The organism is Pseudomonas sp. SA233 (assembly GCF_054792385.1).
Genome location: NZ_CP096449.1, coordinates 4969266 through 4985633 on the forward strand (window position 1 = coordinate 4969266; position 16368 = coordinate 4985633).

The window sequence follows — 16368 nt, forward strand, 5'->3', positions numbered from 1 at the left end:
GCTTACTCCTCGGCGTCCAGCTTGTCGGCATCCTTGTGCAGACGGTCTTCGGCGACCGCGCGCTCGATCAGTGCCGACAGGTGGGCACCACGGCTGACGCTTTCGTCGAAGTGGAAGTGCAGTTGCGGCACGCTGCGCAGTTGCATCACACGGCCCAGATGCAGGCGCAGGAAGCTCGCGGCGCTGGTCAGGGCCTTGAGGGTCTGCGGTACGGCGTCGGCGCCGTCCTGGCCCATCACGGTGATGAACACCTTGGCGTGGCCAAGATCACGGCTGACATCGACGGCAGTGATGGTCACCAGGCCGACGCGCGGGTCTTTGACTTCACGGCGGATCAGCTCCGACAGCTCGCGCTGCATCTGGTCGCCGATGCGTTGGGTACGGCTATATTCTTTTGCCATTCTTGCTACCTGTAACTTAAAGCGGCAAACGCCCGGTCAGGCTGAAGCCTGACCGGGCGCTACCTACTGAGGCACTGCCCACCGCCCTGCGGCGGGGCTGGCGCCCTGCTCACCCTTAAAGGGTACGAGCAACCTGGACTTTCTCGAAGACTTCGATCTTGTCGCCGACCTTGACGTCGTTGTAGCTCTTCACGCCAATACCGCACTCCATGCCGTTACGTACTTCGGAGGCGTCGTCCTTGAAGCGACGCAGCGACTCCAGTTCGCCTTCGAAGATCACAACGTCTTCGCGCAGTACGCGGATCGGACGGTTGCGGTACACGGTACCCTCGATGACCATACAGCCAGCGATGGCGCCGAACTTCGGCGAACGGAACACGTCACGTACTTCGGCGACACCCAGGATGTTCTCGCGAACATCGCTGCCGAGCATGCCGGTCAGGGCCTTCTTGACGTCTTCGATGATGTCGTAGATCACGTTGTAGTAACGCATATCCAGACCTTCCTGCTCGACGATCTTGCGCGCGCCGGCATCGGCACGCACGTTGAAGCCGAACAGTACTGCATTCGAAGCCAGCGCCAGGTTGGCGTCGCTTTCGGTGATACCACCGACGCCGCCACCGATCACGCGCACCTGAACTTCGTCGTTGCCCAGGCCCGACAGCGAACCCTGCAGTGCTTCCAGGGAACCACGCACGTCGGTCTTGAGGACGATGTTGAGGGTCTTCTTCTCTTCCTGACCCATGGTCTCGAAGATGTTTTCCAGCTTGCCGGCGTGAGCACGGGCCAGCTTGACCTCGCGGTACTTGCCTTGACGGAACAGGGCAACTTCACGAGCCTTCTTCTCGTCGGCAACCACGGACAGCTCGTCACCGGCTTCCGGGGTACCGTCCAGGCCGAGGATTTCGACCGGGATCGAAGGGCCGGCTTCCTTCACAGGCTTGCCGTTCTCGTCGAGCATGGCGCGCACGCGGCCATAGTTGGAACCGCACAGGACCATGTCGCCCTGACGCAGGGTACCGTCCTGAACCAGGATGGTCGCCACCGGGCCACGGCCCTTGTCCAGGCGAGATTCGACAACCACACCACGACCTGGAGCGGTCGGGGTAGCGGTCAGTTCCAGGATCTCGGCCTGCAGCAGTACAGCCTCGAGCAGTTCGTCGACGCCGGTACCCATCTTGGCCGAAACCTTGACGAACGGAGTATCACCACCCCAGTCCTCGGAGGTCACGCCTTCGACAGCAAGCTCGTTGCGGATGCGATCGATATCGGCACCCGGCTTGTCGATCTTGTTCACTGCAACCACCAGCGGAACGCCAGCTGCCTTGGCATGCTGAACGGCTTCGCGGGTTTGCGGCATCACGCCGTCGTCCGCCGCCACCACCAGGATGACGATGTCGGTAGCCTTGGCACCACGGGCACGCATCGCGGTGAACGCAGCGTGGCCTGGGGTATCGAGGAAGGTGACCATGCCGCGGTCGGTTTCCACGTGGTAGGCACCGATGTGCTGGGTAATACCACCGGCTTCGCCAGCGGCAACCTTGGCACGACGGATGTAGTCGAGCAGCGAGGTCTTACCGTGGTCAACGTGACCCATGACGGTAACGACCGGCGCACGCGATTCGACTTCACCTTCGAACTTCAGCGATTCGGCCAGGGAGTCTTCCAGGGCGGTATCGCTGACCAGGGTCACTTTGTGGCCCAGTTCTTCGGCGACCAGCTGAGCGGTTTCCTGGTCGAGCACCTGGTTGATGGTGACCGGGGTACCCAGCTTGAACATGAACTTGACCACTTCAGCGGCCTTGACCGACATCTGTTGGGCCAGTTCCGAGACGGTGATGGTCTCGCCGATGGTCACGTCACGGATGACTGGACCGGTCGGGTTCTGGAAGCCGTGCTGGTTGCGCTTCTTCAGCTTGCTCTTGCCACCGCGGCCACGGCGTACGCCATCGCTCTCTTCATCGGTGGTGCGCGGTGCGGCACGAGGAGTCGGAGCCTTTTCCTTCTCCTTGACCTTGACCTTGATCGACACGCGCGGGGCCTCGCCACGACGCTCGCCACCACGACGGTCTTCGTCACGGGTGCGGCCTTCGTTGCGACGGGCTTCGTCCTTCTTGCGCTCGGCAGCACGGGCTGCGGCGTCTTCGGACGCCGGGGCGTCGGCAACTACCGGGGCCGGGGCAGCGGCCGGTGCCGCCTCTGGCTTGGCGGCAGGCGCAGGGGCTGCAGCAGCGGTTTCGGCGGCCTGACGGCGAGCCTGCTCTTCGTTGCGCTGGCGAACTTCGGCCTCGACCTTCTCGCGAGCGGCGTTTTCAGCCGCGCGGCGCTCTTCCAGCTCACGCTTCTGCTCAGCCTGGATTTCTTCCGGGCTGCGCTGCACGAATACTTTCTTCTTGCGTACTTCTACGCTGATGCTCTTGCTACCGGCGACACGCAGGGTGCTGGTGGTTTTGCGCTGCAAGGTAATCTTGCGCGGCTCTTCCGCCTTGCTCTTGTGGCTGCTCTTCAAATGAGTCAGCAAGGTCTGCTTCTCATTGTCGGTCACTACCTGACCGGCGTCGGTGTGCGGCAGACCTGCCTCACGCATCTGCTGCAGCAGGCGCTCTACCGGTGCCTCGACCTCTTGGGCCAGTTCTTTCACCGTGACTTGCGTCATGCACTTCTCTCCTCAGGCCGCGCCTAATTACTCGAACCAGTGGGCTCGGGCGGCCATGATCAACTTGCCGGCACGCTCTTCGTCGATGCCGTCGATGTCGAGCAGATCGTCGATCGACTGCTCGGCCAGGTCTTCGCGGTTAACCACGCCGCGCACCGCCAGTTCCGCCGCCAGGTCCTTGTCCATACCCTCGAGGGAGAGCAGGTCGTCAGCCGGATGGGCGTCTGCCAGTTTTTCTTCGGTAGCGATGGCCTTGGTCAACAAACGGTCCTTGGCTCGAGCGCGGAGCTCGTTGACGATATCTTCGTCAAAGCCATCGATGTTGAGCATTTCTTCCAACGGTACGTAGGCAATTTCTTCGAGGCTGGTGAAGCCTTCGTCGACCAGCACTTGGGCCAGCTCCTCGTCGACTTCCAGTTCATCGATGAAATTGCGCAGGATGTCACCGGTTTCGGCCTGCTGCTTGGCCTGGATGTCCTTCTCGGTCATCACGTTCAGGGTCCAGCCGGTCAGCTGACTGGCCAGGCGAACGTTCTGACCGCCACGACCAATGGCCTGGGCCAGGTTGTCCTCGGCAACGGCGATGTCCATGGCATGGGCATCTTCATCAACGATGATCGCCGCGACTTCAGCCGGCGACATGGCGTTGATGACGAACTGCGCCGGGTTATCGTCCCACAGGACGATATCCACACGCTCACCACCCAACTCCCCGGATACGGCCTGGACGCGCGAACCACGCATGCCGATACAGGCGCCTTGCGGGTCGATGCGCTTGTCCTTGGAGCGGACGGCGATCTTGGCTCGCGAACCCGGATCACGGGATGCAGCCATGACTTCGATGAGGCCCTCGGCAATTTCCGGCACTTCGATGCGGAAAAGCTCGATCAGCATCTGTGGCGCGGTGCGCGACAGGATCAGCTGTGGGCCACGGTTCTCGGTGCGAATTTCCTTGAGCAGCGCACGCAGGCGCACGCCAACACGGAAGGTCTCGCGCGGAATGATGTCTTCGCGGGCCAGCAGGGCCTCGGCGTTGTTGCCCAGGTCAACGATGACGTTGTCGCGGGTAACCTTTTTGACGGTACCGGAGATGATCTCGCCAACGCGCTCGCGGTAGGCATCGACCACCTGGGCACGCTCGGCCTCACGGACCTTCTGCACGATGACCTGCTTGGCGGTCTGGGCGGCAATACGACCGAATTCGATGGACTCGATCTTCTCTTCGATCACGTCACCAACCTTGGCTTCAGGGTGGGTTTCGTGAATCTTGCTCAACCAGGTCTCGATCGCCGGATCATCAAGATCGGCTTCGTCGACCACGGTCCAGCGACGGAAGGTCTCGTAGCTACCGGTGTGGCGGTTGATTTCCACACGCAGGTCGACTTCGTCTTCAAAACGTTTTTTGGTTGCAGTGGCCAGTGCCACTTCCAGCGCTTCGAAAATGACGCCGGGCGGTACACCTTTTTCGTTGGATACCGATTCAACAACCAGCAGTACTTCTTTGCTCATCGTACGCCTCGCCTTGCGCAAGCCATTGGGCCCGGATAGTCCGCCGGGCCCGGCACGTCTCAGTCAAAACTGGGAATAATATTGGCCTTGTCGATCGAGTCGATCGGCAACAGGAATTCTTGATTGTCCACCTGGACCACCACATCCTGCTCCTCCACACCGCGGAGAAGGCCCTGGAAGTTACGACGACCCTCGAAGGGTGAGCGCAGCTTGATCTTCACTTGTTCGCCGGCATGCGAGGCAAACTGTTCCAGAGTGAACAGTGGGCGATCCATGCCTGGAGAAGACACCTCGAGGGTGTATTCACTGCTGATCGGATCTTCCACATCGAGAATTGCGCTGGCCTGACGGCTGACCGCTTCGCAGTCGTCCACCAGGATGCCGCCTTCCTTGTCGATGTAGATGCGCAGTACCGAATGCTTACCCTGGGAAACGTATTCGATCCCCCAGCATTGATAGCCCAGACCCTCGACAACCGGGGCCAACAAGGCCTGCAACTGTTCTAGCTTGCTCGACACCTGAACCCCCTCGTGCATGCTGTGCAAATAAAAAATGGGCGAAGCGCCCATCCCTGAAAGCGCCGTTGGACAACGACGCCGAAAACTGTTCGGTTAGCAAAAAGCCCCTGAAAAGGGGCTCCGCTGAAGCTGGTTGCGGGGGCTGGATTTGAACCAACGACCTTCGGGTTATGAGCCCGACGAGCTACCAAGCTGCTCCACCCCGCGACAAAGCTGGGGCAAAAGTATAAGACCGAACCCTCTTGAGGGTCAAATCCGAACCTTCACCTGCAAGAAAGCCCGCTAAAGCGGGCTCTCAAGCTTTAATTGGTACCGAGAAGGGGACTCGAACCCCTACACCCTATGGGCACAACCACCTCAAGGTTGCGTGTCTACCAATTCCACCACCTCGGCAATACTACTACTTGAAACCCGTTACTTCTGCTCTTGTGCCGTAGGAGGTACATCACCCGTGTTAGGAGTGGTTTCACTCTTCTGCTGCTGGAGCACCGGTACATCATCATTAACTGCCGGTTTCTGCGGCTCTTTCACTTCTAGCACTGCTGGATCTGGAAGACCTGCTTGGCTAAGCTGGTGAGCTTGTTGCTTCGCGAAGTATCCTAACCCAAGTGCTGTCAAAAAGAAAGTGGCAGCGAGTATAGCAGTTAATTTACTCAGAAACGTTGCAGAACCCTGGCTCCCGAACACGGTATTTGAAGCACCCGCGCCGAAAGATGCACCTGCTTCCGCACCTTTACCCTGTTGCAACAGAACCAGCACTACAAGCGACAGCGCTGCCAACAGATGAAAAACAACGATGACTGTTTCCAGCATTTGTTCAGTTTCCTGCGGCGCGACAAATTGCACCGAATTCGTCTGCGTTCAGGGAAGCTCCACCAATGAGCCCCCCATCGATATCCGGCATGCCGAACAGTTCGGCCGCATTGGCCGCCTTCACGCTGCCGCCGTAGAGCAACTGCACCTTCGCAGCCACTTCAGCATCTTTTGCCGCCAACTGGCTACGGATGGCTGCGTGCACATCCTGGGCCTGCTGTGGCGTGGCCGTAAGGCCGGTACCGATGGCCCATACAGGCTCATAGGCAATTACTGCATTGGCAAAAGCCTTAACACCGAATGCCTCGATGATACTGCTTAGTTGACGCCCGACAACTTCGAGCGTTTTGCCAGCCTCGCGCTCTTCAAGGGTTTCCCCGATGCAAAGCACTGGTTTCAAACCTTTGGCCTGGGCCGCTGCAAACTTGCGATTGAGCACTTCGTCGGTTTCACCAACGACCTGGCGACGCTCCGAATGACCAATCAACACCAACTTGCAGCCTGCTTCAACCAGCTGTTCCGGAGCAACTTCTCCGGTCAGCGCACCCTGTTCGGGTTGTACTGCAGAATTCTGTGCGCCGACAGTAATTTCCTTACCTGCCAGGCCATCGATCACTTGATTGATGAACAAGGCCGGTGGAAATACAACGACTTCCACTCCGCTCGGCAAGGCCAGATTTCTCAAGCCTTCGGTCAGCTCAGCGACGCTAGCGCGGGTACCGTGCATCTTCCAGTTACCAGCTACCATAGGGCGACGCATGCTTTACCTCGTCGGTCAAAGTGGGCGCAGATAGTACCCAACCCTATCTGCGCTGGCAAGCGCCTTCAGACACAAACTTCGCCGACCAGTTTGGCCAACGCTTCTGCGTGCGCACGCACCTGGCTTTCGTCCTCGCCCTCGACCATCACCCGCACCAACGGCTCGGTACCGGATTTTCGCAGCAGCACGCGGCCGCGACCTGCCAAGGCCTCGGTCACCTTGGCACTGGCCTCCTTGACCGCCGGGTGCTCCAGCGGGTCGACCTTGCTGGCGCCATAGCGCACGTTGATAAGCACCTGCGGGCACTTGCGCAGGGCCTGACGAGCCTGCGCCAGGGTTTCGCCACGACGCTTGAGTGCCATCAATACCTGCAGCGCTGCGATGATCGCATCACCGGTGGTGGTGTGGTTGCAGCACACGACGTGCCCGGAGTTTTCGCCACCGACCAGCCACTCACGCTCCAGCAGCTCTGCCATGACGTAACGGTCACCGACCTTCGCCCGCACGAACGGAACATCCAGCTCCTTCAGCGCAAGCTCCAGGCCCAGGTTGCTCATCAGCGTGCCCACCACCCCGCCCTGCAGCTTGCCACGCTCCTGCAGGTCGCGGGCGATGATGAACAGCAGTTCGTCACCATCAACGATGGCACCGGTGTGGTCGACCATCAGCACGCGGTCGCCATCACCGTCGAAGGCGATGCCCAGGTCGGCATGACCGACCAGCACGGCAGCCTGCAGCGATTCGATGTGAGTCGAGCCACAGCCTTCGTTGATGTTCAGGCCGTCTGGCTGGGCATGCAGCACGGTCACTTCGGCACCCAGCTCGCGGAAAACGCTTGGCGCGACCTTGTAGGTGGCACCGTGGGCGCAATCGACAACCAGCTTGAGGCCGTCGAAGCTGGTGCTGGTCGGCACACTGCTCTTGCAGAACTCGATGTAGCGGCCGGCTGCATCGTTGATGCGCGAAACCTTGCCCAGCTTGCCCGACTCGACAACGGTCATCGGCTGATCGAGCAATTCCTCGATCATCAACTCGACTTCGTCCGGCAGCTTGGTCCCTTGGCCCGAGAAGAACTTGATGCCATTGTCATCGTGCGGGTTGTGCGAGGCGCTGATGACGATGCCGGCTTCGGCGTGGAAGGTACGCGTCAGGTAGGCGATGGCCGGCGTAGGCATCGGCCCGAGCAGCATCACATCGGCACCTGCCGCGGACAGGCCGGCTTCGAGTGCGGACTCGAACATGTAGCCGGAGATACGCGTGTCCTTGCCAACCAGCACCCGGCAGTGGCCTTGCTTGCGGAAGGCCATGCCGGCCGCCCAGCCAAGCTTCAGCATGAAGTCAGGCGTGATCGGGTATTCGCCGACGCGGCCACGAATGCCGTCGGTACCAAAGTATTTTCTGCTCATAGGGACTCCAATGTTCTTATTCGGCGTTTTGCACCGCAGCGATCATGCGCACCACATCAACGGTTTCGGCCACGTCATGGACACGAAGGATGCTCGCCCCCTTGGTCATGGCCAACGCCGCCAGCGCAAGGCTGCCATACAACCGCTCGCCGACCGGACGTTCCAGCGTCAGGCCGATCATGCTCTTGCGCGAAACACCCACCAGCAGCGGGCGCCCAAGGCGATAGAGCGCTTCCATGTGCTTGAACAGGCTCAGATTGTGCGCCAGTGTCTTGGCGAAACCGAAGCCCGGATCAAGGATGATTCTGTTTGCGTCGATGCCCGCCGCGGCGCAGGCGACCATTCGCTGTTCAAGGTAGCGCGTAACGTCGGCGGTCACATCTTCGTAATGCGGGTCGTCCTGCATGTTACCCGGCTCGCCACGCATGTGCATGAGGCATACCGGCAGGCCGGTATCCGCAGCAGCATCCAGGGCGCCATCGCGCTCCAGGGCTCGCACGTCGTTGATCAGCCCAGCACCGAGGCGCGCCGATTCACGCATGACCGCTGGGGTGGAGGTATCGACCGAGATGACCACATCGAGGCGGCTGTTGATCGCCTCGACCATGGGGGCTACCCGCTCCAGCTCCTCGGTTACCGATACCGCGCGCGCGCCCGGCCGCGTGGACTCGCCGCCGATGTCGATCAGCGTGGCGCCTGCGGCAACCATAGCTTCGGCATGACGCAACGCCTCGTCGCGCTGGTTGAAGCGCCCGCCATCGGAGAAGGAATCAGGGGTGATATTGAGAATACCCATGACATGGGTACGCGACAGATCAAGAACCCGGTTGCCGCAAGGCAACCGGGTCGGGTACTGCACTGAGCTCATAGATGCCCTTAGTGTTGAGCCGCTGGACCGCCGATCGGCGATTCCGGGCGATCACCCTGGGCAGCTGGTTTGCCCGAAGCCGAGTCATCATCCCAGTCGCGCGGTTCGCGGGGGGTACGGCCAGCCATGATATCGTCAATCTGCTCGGCGTCGATGGTCTCGTACTTCATCAGCGCTTCGGCCATGGCATCGAGCTTGTCACGGTTGTCGGTGAGCAGCTGCTTGGCCGTGGCGTAGCACTGGTCGATGATGCTGCGCACTTCCGAGTCGATCAGCTTGGCGGTTTCGCCGGAAACGCTGGCGTGCTGGCTCGCAGCACTGCGCCCCAGGAACACCTCGCCTTCTTCCTCGGCGTACATCAGCGGCCCGAGTTTTTCGGAAAGGCCCCACTTGGTCACCATGTTGCGGGCGATCTGGCTGGCACGCATGATGTCGTTGGACGCACCGGTAGTGACGCCGTCGAAGCCCAAGGTCATTTCCTCGGCGATACGGCCGCCGTACAGCGAGCAGATCTGGCTGATCAGTGCGCGCTTGGACAGGCTGTAGCGGTCTTCTTCCGGCAGGAACATGGTCACGCCCAGGGCACGGCCACGCGGAATGATCGAAACCTTGTAGACCGGATCGTGCTCAGGCACCAGGCGACCGACAATGGCGTGGCCAGCCTCGTGGTAGGCAGTGTTCTGCTTTTCTTTCTCGGACATGACCATGGTCTTGCGCTCGGCGCCCATCATGATCTTGTCCTTGGCCAGTTCGAACTCTTTCATTTCGACCAGGCGCTTGTTGGCGCGCGCGGCAAACAGCGAGGCCTCGTTGACCAGGTTGGCCAGGTCAGCACCGGAGAAGCCAGGGGTACCACGGGCAATGACCGCCGGGTTGACGTTCTCGCCGACCGGCACCTTGCGCATGTGCACCTTGAGGATCTGTTCGCGACCACGAATATCCGGCAGGCCCACCACCACCTGACGGTCGAAGCGGCCGGGGCGCAGCAGCGCCGGGTCGAGCACGTCCGGACGGTTGGTAGCGGCGATGACGATGATGCCATCGTTCATCTCGAAGCCGTCCATCTCCACCAGCAACTGGTTGAGGGTTTGCTCACGTTCGTCGTGACCACCACCCATGCCAGCGCCACGGTGGCGACCAACGGCGTCGATCTCGTCGATGAAGATGATGCACGGGGCGTGCTTCTTGGCCTGTTCGAACATGTCGCGCACACGGCTGGCACCGACACCGACGAACATTTCCACGAAGTCCGAACCGGAAATGGTGAAGAAAGGCACCTTCGCCTCGCCGGCGATGGCCTTGGCTAGCAAGGTCTTACCGGTACCGGGCGGGCCGACCATCAGCACGCCACGCGGGATACGGCCGCCCAGGCGCTGGAACTTGCCCGGGTCGCGCAGGAACTCGACCAGCTCGCCGACTTCTTCCTTGGCTTCGTCGCAACCTGCAACGTCGGCCAGGGTGGTCTTGACCTGGTCTTCGGACAGCAGGCGCGCCTTGCTCTTGCCGAAGCTCATCGGCCCGCCCTTGCCCCCCGCTCCGCCCTGCATCTGGCGCATGAAGAACATGAACACGGCGATGATCACCAGGATCGGGAAGCTCGCTACCAGCAGTTGTGTCCAGATGCTCTGCTGCTCAGGCTGCTTGCCTTCGATGATGACGTGATTGTCGACCAGGTCGCCAATCAGGCCGTTGTCGGTAATGGCCGGACGCACGGTCTTGAAATTGTCGCCATCGGCGCGCTTGCCGGTGATGATGTAGCCGTCGACGGTCACACGCTCGACCTTGCCATCCTTGACCTGCTGGATGAAGTCGGAATAGTTGAGGGTCTGCGGCTCGTTAGGGCTGGAGAAGTTGTTCATCACTGTCACCAGGACAGCTGCGATGATCAACCACAGGATCAGATTCTTTGCCATGTCGTTCAATTCGCTACCCTCTGAGGTCGGCGCACGACGCAGCCGTTCCTCGCATGATATTCATCGCCCTAACTTACTACATTACCTACGCAGCCGCAGGCACCGTCTGTAACCCTTTGTGAAAGCTAGACTACACGAAGTTCGGACGATCCTGACGCGGCGGCCGATTGGAAATAACTATCGGCCACCACGCTTCACGCCTTTCATGCCCCTTTGAAACCCCTGGCCAGCAGGTACTGCTCGCGGGAACGGTCACGCGACGACGACGGCTTGCGCATCTGTACCTTGTCGAACTTGCTGCGCACGTCCTTGAGGTACACGTCAAAACCTTCGCCCTGGAAAATCTTGATCAGGAAATCGCCGCCGGGCTTTAGCACGCGGGTTGCCAGATCGAGGGCCAGCTCGCAGAGGAACATGGCACGCGGCATGTCCACCGCAGGCGTACCACTCATATTGGGGGCCATGTCTGAAATCACAAGGTCTACGTGCGAATCGCCGACGGCCTCGAGAATGCGCTGCAGCACTTCATCCTGGGTGAAATCGCCCTGGATGAAGGTCACATCGGGGATCGAGTCCATCTCCAGGATGTCGGACGCGATCAGGCGGCCCTGGCCACCAATCAGACGACTGGTCACCTGCGACCAGCCACCAGGGGCAGCGCCGAGATCGATCACGCTCATACCTGGGCGGATCAGCCGGTCCTTTTCCTGGATCTCCAGCAGTTTGTAGCTCGCACGCGAGCGGTAGCCGTCCTTTTGTGCCTGTTTCACAAAAGGATCGTTGAAATGCTCTCGCAGCCAGTTTGCGCTGCTTTTGGAACGTTGTACCACGGGGCACCTCGATGATATGCGTCGTGATTGACTGGGCGGAGCCGGTGGCCCTCGGGTAAAATGCCGGTCAATTTTACAGAATCAGACGGAAAGGGTCAGATTATGCCGCTCAATAACGAGCAGAAGAAGCAATACAAGTCCATTGGTCATGACCTGAAGCCGGTCCTGATCGTCGCTGGCAACGGTTTGAATGAAGGCGTCATCGCCGAACTGGAGCGCGCCTTGGTCGACCATGAGCTGATCAAGGTCGAAATTCGCTCGGAAGACCGCGAAGAGCGCGCCGAGACCATTGCCGAACTGTGCAAGGCCGGCCGTGCCGAACTGGTGCAGACCATCGGCAAGAAAGCGCTGATCTACCGCAAGAACCCACAGCCGAACAAGCAACTGTCCAATATCCACCGTTACAAGTAACGGCAAAGGGGCTGCTGCGCAGCCCATCGCCGGCAAGCCAGCTCCCACAGGTACGGCGCATGGCCTGAATTCGATGCGGTCGGTGTGGGAGCCGGCTTGCCGGCGATGGGCCGCTAAGCGGCTCCAGCGATCTCGAGCCGCTTAGCGGCGCACCTTGACCGGAACCGGCTGGGCCACCAGCACGATGCCGGAAAAGCCCAGCACCAGGAAACAGAGCAGCTGCCAACGCTCGCCAACGGAAATACCGTAGCGCAAGGTGTAATACCCCACGCAGGCACCGAAGCCGAGCAGCAGCATCTGGCCGCGGAACTGCCGCCACCAGGCCGACAGGCCGTCCACCCTTGCCAGCACCGCCAGCTGGGTCAACAAGCCAAGCAGCGCCACGCCGATCAACCAGCGGTCGATCTGCCCGGCGACATCCTGCACCAGCAGCGGCGCCAGGCCACTGACCTTGAGCGCGGGCACCAACCCCACGTGAAACACCCACAAGCCGCCGACCCAGAAAACCTGGGCCAGTTGCCAGAGGATCCCCTCGAGGGATGGCGCCCGCAGGCGCCGGTCAGATGTGCTTGACTTCGACAATCTCGTACTCGACCGTACCGTTCGGCGTCTTGACGACAACGGTATCCCCTTCTTCCTTGCCAATGATGGCGCGGGCGATCGGCGCACTGTTCGACAGTTTGCCCTTCTTCACGTCGGCCTCATCCTCGCCAACGATCTGGTAGGTCACCTGGTCACCGGTTTCGGTGTTTTCCAGGTCCACGGTGGTGCCGAAGATGACCTTGCCGGTGTGGGCAATGGTAGTCACATCGATCACCACCGAGTTCTGCAGACGACCTTCGATATCGCGGATACGCGCCTCGACCATGCCCTGCTCTTCACGAGCAGCGTGGTATTCGGCATTTTCCTTCAGGTCACCCAGTTCGCGCGCTTCACCAATGGCCTGGCTCAGGCGCGGGCGCTCGGTCTTGCTCAGGAAGAGCAGCTCCTCTTCCAGGGCGCGAGCGCCCTGGACGGTCATCGGGTACTTGGTAATGCTCATGCTTTCAGTCCTGCATGCAGATCCTGCAGGCGGCGAACGGTCTTTTCCGGACCAAATTTCAGCGCCTCGCAGATGGCTTCACCGGCCGCAATGGTGGTGGTGCAGTAAATTTTGTGCTGCAGCGCATTGCGACGAATCGAGTAGGAATCGGCGATCGACTGACGGCCTTCGGTGGTGTTGATGATCAGCGACACCTCGTCGTTCTTGATCATGTCGACCACGTGCGGGCGACCCTCGGTCACCTTGTTCACACGGCGCACTTTAAGGCCGGCCGCTTCGATAACCTTGGCGGTTCCGGCAGTGGCGACCACTTCGAAGCCCAGGGCAATCAGGTCGCGGGCAACGCCAGCCACTTGAGGCTTGTCGTCGTCACGCACGCTGATGAATGCGGTACCGCCGGTCGGCAGTACTTCGCTGGCACCCATCTGGGCCTTGGCGAAGGCTTCACCGAAGCTGTCACCGACACCCATGACTTCACCGGTCGATTTCATCTCAGGGCCGAGGATCGGGTCAACCCCCGGGAACTTGGCGAACGGGAAGACGGCTTCCTTGACGCTGTAGAAATTCGGGATGATTTCCTGGGTGAAGCCCAGCTCTTTCAGGGTTTTGCCGGCCATGACGCGGGCCGCGATCATCGCCAGGGAGGTGCCGATGCACTTGGAGACGAACGGCACGGTACGCGAAGCGCGCGGGTTGACTTCGATCACGTAGATCTTGTCGCCCTGCAGGGCCAGCTGCACGTTCATCAGGCCGACCACGCCCAGCTCCAGAGCCATTTTCTTGACCTGTACGCGGACTTCGTCCTGCACTTCCTTGCTCAGCGAGTAAGGTGGCAGCGAGCATGCCGAGTCGCCGGAGTGAACGCCGGCCTGCTCGATGTGCTGCATGATGGCGCCGATCACCACATCGGTGCCGTCGCACACCGCATCCACGTCCATCTCGATGGCGCAGTTGAGGAAGTGGTCGAGCAGTACCGGGCTGTCGTTGGACACCTGCACGGCTTCGCGCAGGTAGCGCTTGAGCTCGTCCAGCTCGTAGACGATTTCCATGGCACGGCCGCCCAGTACGTAGGACGGGCGCACTACCAGCGGATAGCCGATGCCGCCAGCAGCGCTGATGGCTTCTTCTTCGCTGCGCACGGTGGCGTTTGGCGGCTGCAGCAGGTTCAGGCGCTGAACCATCTGCTGGAAGCGCTCGCGGTCTTCAGCGCGGTCGATGGCATCCGGGCTGGTACCGATGATCGGTACGCCGGCTTCTTCCAGCGCGCGAGCCAGTTTCAGCGGGGTCTGGCCACCGTAGTGGACGATCACGCCTTTCGGCTTCTCGACACGGCACACTTCCAGCACGTCTTCCAGGGTCAGCGGCTCGAAGTACAGGCGGTCGGAAGTGTCGTAGTCGGTGGAGACGGTTTCCGGGTTGCAGTTGACCATGATGGTCTCGTAACCGTCTTCACGCAGCGCCAGTGCGGCGTGTACGCAGCAGTAGTCGAACTCGATACCCTGGCCGATACGGTTAGGGCCGCCACCCAGGATCATGATCTTGTCGCGGGTCGACGGGTTGGCCTCGCACTCTTCCTCATAGGTGGAGTACAGGTAGGCGGTGTCGGTAGCGAATTCGGCAGCGCAGGTGTCGACGCGCTTGTACACCGGGAACACTTCCAGCTTGTGGCGGTGACGGCGCAGGTTCTTGTCGGTAATACCCAACAGCTTGGCCAGGCGCTGGTCAGAGAAGCCCTTGCGCTTGAGGCGCAGCATGTAGTCCTTGTCGATCGACGACAGGGCCAGGGTCTTGACCTTCTCTTCTTCCTTGATCAGGTCTTCCATCTGCACCAGGAACCACATGTCGATGCCGGTCAGGTCGAAGATCTGCTCGCAGGTCATGCCGGCACGCATGGCGTCGGCCACGTACCAGATACGCTCGGCGCCCGGTACGGTCAGCTCGCGCTTGAGGATGCTGCTGGCTTCAGGGTTGGCCAGGTCGACTTTCGGGTCGAGGCCGCAGGCGCCGACTTCCAGGCCGCGCAGGGCTTTCTGCAGAGACTCCTGGAAGGTACGACCGATGGCCATGACTTCACCCACGGACTTCATCTGGGTGGTCAGGCGGGCGTCGGCTTTCGGGAATTTCTCGAAGGCGAAACGCGGCAGCTTGGTGACGACGTAGTCGATCGACGGCTCGAAGGACGCCGGGGTGCGGCCGCCGGTGATGTCGTTCTGCAGTTCGTCGAGGGTGTAGCCGACAGCCAGCTTGGCAGCGATCTTGGCGATCGGGAAGCCGGTGGCCTTGGATGCCAGCGCCGAGGAACGCGAAACGCGCGGGTTCATCTCGATCACGACCATGCGGCCTGTGTTCGGGCAGATACCGAACTGAACGTTGGAACCGCCGGTTTCAACACCGATTTCACGCAGCACCGCCAGGGAGGCGTTGCGCATGATCTGGTATTCCTTGTCGGTCAGGGTCTGTGCCGGGGCGACAGTGATCGAGTCACCGGTGTGCACGCCCATCGGGTCGAAGTTCTCGATCGAGCAGACGATGATGCAGTTGTCCTTCTTGTCGCGGACAACCTCCATCTCGTATTCCTTCCAGCCGATCAGCGATTCGTCGATCAGCAGTTCCTTGGTCGGCGACAGGTCCAGGCCACGGGCGCAGATTTCTTCGAATTCTTCACGGTTGTAGGCGATACCACCACCGGTGCCGCCCATGGTGAACGACGGACGGATGATGCACGGGAAGCCCAGGCGCTCGAGGACGGCGTTGGCTTCTTCCATGCTGTGGGCGATACCGGAGCGCGGGCACTCCAGGCCGATGTCTTTCATGGCCTTGTCGAAGCGCGAGCGGTCTTCGGCCTTGTCGATGGTGTCGGCATTGGCACCGATCATTTCCACGCCGAACTTTTCCAGAACACCGTGGCGCTCCAGGTCCAGGGCGCAGTTCAGTGCAGTCTGGCCACCCATGGTCGGCAGCAGTGCGTCCGGGCGCTCTTTCTCGATGATCTTGGCCACCGACTGCCACTTGATCGGCTCGATGTAGGTGGCGTCGGCCATGGCCGGGTCGGTCATGATGGTGGCTGGGTTGGAGTTCACCAGGATGACGCGGAAACCTTCCTCGCGCAGGGCTTTACAGGCCTGGGCGCCGGAGTAGTCGAATTCGCAGGCCTGGCCGATCACGATCGGGCCAGCGCCGAGAATCAGGATGCTTTTGATATCTGTACGTTTTGGCATGGTTGTCACTCAAATCCGGGGTC

The 16368-nt window shown here is 60.8% G+C and carries 14 protein-coding genes and 2 tRNA genes; 1 reads left to right on the forward strand and 15 read right to left on the reverse strand.

Translation table 11 applies throughout. The features are described from left to right. Positions 1 to 2: 2 nt before the first annotated feature. From rbfA to rlmE, 12 genes are all read right to left on the reverse strand, one after another. Positions 3 to 401, reverse strand: coding sequence for a 30S ribosome-binding factor RbfA (rbfA, locus tag M1D87_RS22790; protein ID WP_003258061.1), 399 nt, complete (start codon positions 399 to 401; stop codon positions 3 to 5). Between the two features lie 115 nt (positions 402 to 516). Continuing rightward, positions 517 to 3057 (reverse strand): translation initiation factor IF-2, encoded by a 2541-nt coding sequence (gene infB / locus M1D87_RS22795; RefSeq protein ID WP_024087764.1) that lies wholly within the window; start codon positions 3055 to 3057, stop codon positions 517 to 519. A gap of 27 nt (positions 3058 to 3084) precedes the next feature. Further along, on the reverse strand, positions 3085 to 4566 hold the full coding sequence (gene nusA, locus M1D87_RS22800; protein WP_003258062.1) for a transcription termination factor NusA: 1482 nt from the start codon (positions 4564 to 4566) through the stop codon (positions 3085 to 3087). 59 nt (positions 4567 to 4625) lie between these two features. After that, entirely contained in the window at positions 4626 to 5084 is a 459-nt protein-coding gene (gene rimP, locus M1D87_RS22805) for a ribosome maturation factor RimP (protein ID WP_003249960.1), read from the reverse strand. Between the two features lie 130 nt (positions 5085 to 5214). Beyond that, positions 5215 to 5291: transfer RNA gene (locus M1D87_RS22810), tRNA-Met, on the reverse strand. 100 nt (positions 5292 to 5391) lie between these two features. After that, positions 5392 to 5477 (reverse strand) — tRNA-Leu (locus M1D87_RS22815). A gap of 21 nt (positions 5478 to 5498) precedes the next feature. Continuing rightward, a complete protein-coding gene (gene secG, locus M1D87_RS22820) occupies positions 5499 to 5897 on the reverse strand; it encodes a preprotein translocase subunit SecG (RefSeq protein ID WP_421091555.1) in 399 nt (132 codons plus the stop codon). A gap of 4 nt (positions 5898 to 5901) precedes the next feature. Further along, the gene (gene tpiA / locus M1D87_RS22825) at positions 5902 to 6657 is read right to left on the reverse strand and encodes a triose-phosphate isomerase (protein ID WP_123083932.1); all 756 of its coding nucleotides are present in this window, start codon (positions 6655 to 6657) and stop codon (positions 5902 to 5904) included. Positions 6658 to 6722: 65 nt separating this feature from the next. Continuing rightward, positions 6723 to 8063: a phosphoglucosamine mutase gene (gene glmM / locus M1D87_RS22830; protein WP_013974287.1), complete on the reverse strand. Its 1341-nt coding sequence runs from the start codon at positions 8061 to 8063 to the stop codon at positions 6723 to 6725. A gap of 16 nt (positions 8064 to 8079) precedes the next feature. After that, complete coding sequence (gene folP, locus M1D87_RS22835; RefSeq protein WP_024087765.1) at positions 8080 to 8931, reverse strand: dihydropteroate synthase; 852 nt, start codon at positions 8929 to 8931, stop codon at positions 8080 to 8082. 8 nt (positions 8932 to 8939) lie between these two features. Then, positions 8940 to 10844 (reverse strand): ATP-dependent zinc metalloprotease FtsH, encoded by a 1905-nt coding sequence (ftsH, locus tag M1D87_RS22840; protein ID WP_015271861.1) that lies wholly within the window; start codon positions 10842 to 10844, stop codon positions 8940 to 8942. A 203-nt stretch (positions 10845 to 11047) separates the two neighbouring features. Continuing rightward, entirely contained in the window at positions 11048 to 11674 is a 627-nt protein-coding gene (rlmE, locus tag M1D87_RS22845) for a 23S rRNA (uridine(2552)-2'-O)-methyltransferase RlmE (protein WP_024087766.1), read from the reverse strand. 102 nt (positions 11675 to 11776) lie between these two features. Here rlmE and yhbY point away from each other — a divergent pair, with 102 nt between their 5' ends. Next, a complete protein-coding gene (gene yhbY / locus M1D87_RS22850; RefSeq protein WP_003249945.1) occupies positions 11777 to 12085 on the forward strand; it encodes a ribosome assembly RNA-binding protein YhbY in 309 nt (102 codons plus the stop codon). A gap of 141 nt (positions 12086 to 12226) precedes the next feature. Here yhbY and M1D87_RS22855 read toward each other — a convergent pair whose 3' ends face one another. From M1D87_RS22855 to carB, 3 genes are read right to left on the reverse strand one after another with little or no spacing between them, the layout of a single operon-like run. Next, entirely contained in the window at positions 12227 to 12667 is a 441-nt protein-coding gene (locus M1D87_RS22855) for a hypothetical protein (RefSeq protein WP_052261053.1), read from the reverse strand. Beyond that, positions 12645 to 13127: a transcription elongation factor GreA gene (gene greA / locus M1D87_RS22860; RefSeq protein WP_003258067.1), complete on the reverse strand. Its 483-nt coding sequence runs from the start codon at positions 13125 to 13127 to the stop codon at positions 12645 to 12647. Before greA ends, M1D87_RS22855 begins: the two co-directional genes overlap by 23 nt. Then, the gene (carB, locus tag M1D87_RS22865) at positions 13124 to 16345 is read right to left on the reverse strand and encodes a carbamoyl-phosphate synthase large subunit (protein WP_015271865.1); all 3222 of its coding nucleotides are present in this window, start codon (positions 16343 to 16345) and stop codon (positions 13124 to 13126) included. The genes greA and carB overlap by 4 nt, the downstream gene beginning before the upstream one ends. Positions 16346 to 16368: the final 23 nt, after the last annotated feature.

Coding starts and splice junctions, on each gene's coding strand:
- ftsH (WP_015271861.1), bottom strand. CDS start 10,844: ATGGCAAAGAATCTGATCCTGTGGTTGATCATCGCAGCTGTCCTGGTG.
- tpiA (WP_123083932.1), bottom strand. CDS start 6,657: ATGCGTCGCCCTATGGTAGCTGGTAACTGGAAGATGCACGGTACCCGC.
- infB (WP_024087764.1), bottom strand. CDS start 3,057: ATGACGCAAGTCACGGTGAAAGAACTGGCCCAAGAGGTCGAGGCACCG.
- nusA (WP_003258062.1), bottom strand. CDS start 4,566: ATGAGCAAAGAAGTACTGCTGGTTGTTGAATCGGTATCCAACGAAAAA.
- glmM (WP_013974287.1), bottom strand. CDS start 8,063: ATGAGCAGAAAATACTTTGGTACCGACGGCATTCGTGGCCGCGTCGGC.
- carB (WP_015271865.1), bottom strand. CDS start 16,345: ATGCCAAAACGTACAGATATCAAAAGCATCCTGATTCTCGGCGCTGGC.
- rbfA (WP_003258061.1), bottom strand. CDS start 401: ATGGCAAAAGAATATAGCCGTACCCAACGCATCGGCGACCAGATGCAG.
- yhbY (WP_003249945.1), top strand. CDS start 11,777: ATGCCGCTCAATAACGAGCAGAAGAAGCAATACAAGTCCATTGGTCAT.
- greA (WP_003258067.1), bottom strand. CDS start 13,127: ATGAGCATTACCAAGTACCCGATGACCGTCCAGGGCGCTCGCGCCCTG.
- secG (WP_421091555.1), bottom strand. CDS start 5,897: ATGCTGGAAACAGTCATCGTTGTTTTTCATCTGTTGGCAGCGCTGTCG.
- folP (WP_024087765.1), bottom strand. CDS start 8,931: ATGAGCTCAGTGCAGTACCCGACCCGGTTGCCTTGCGGCAACCGGGTT.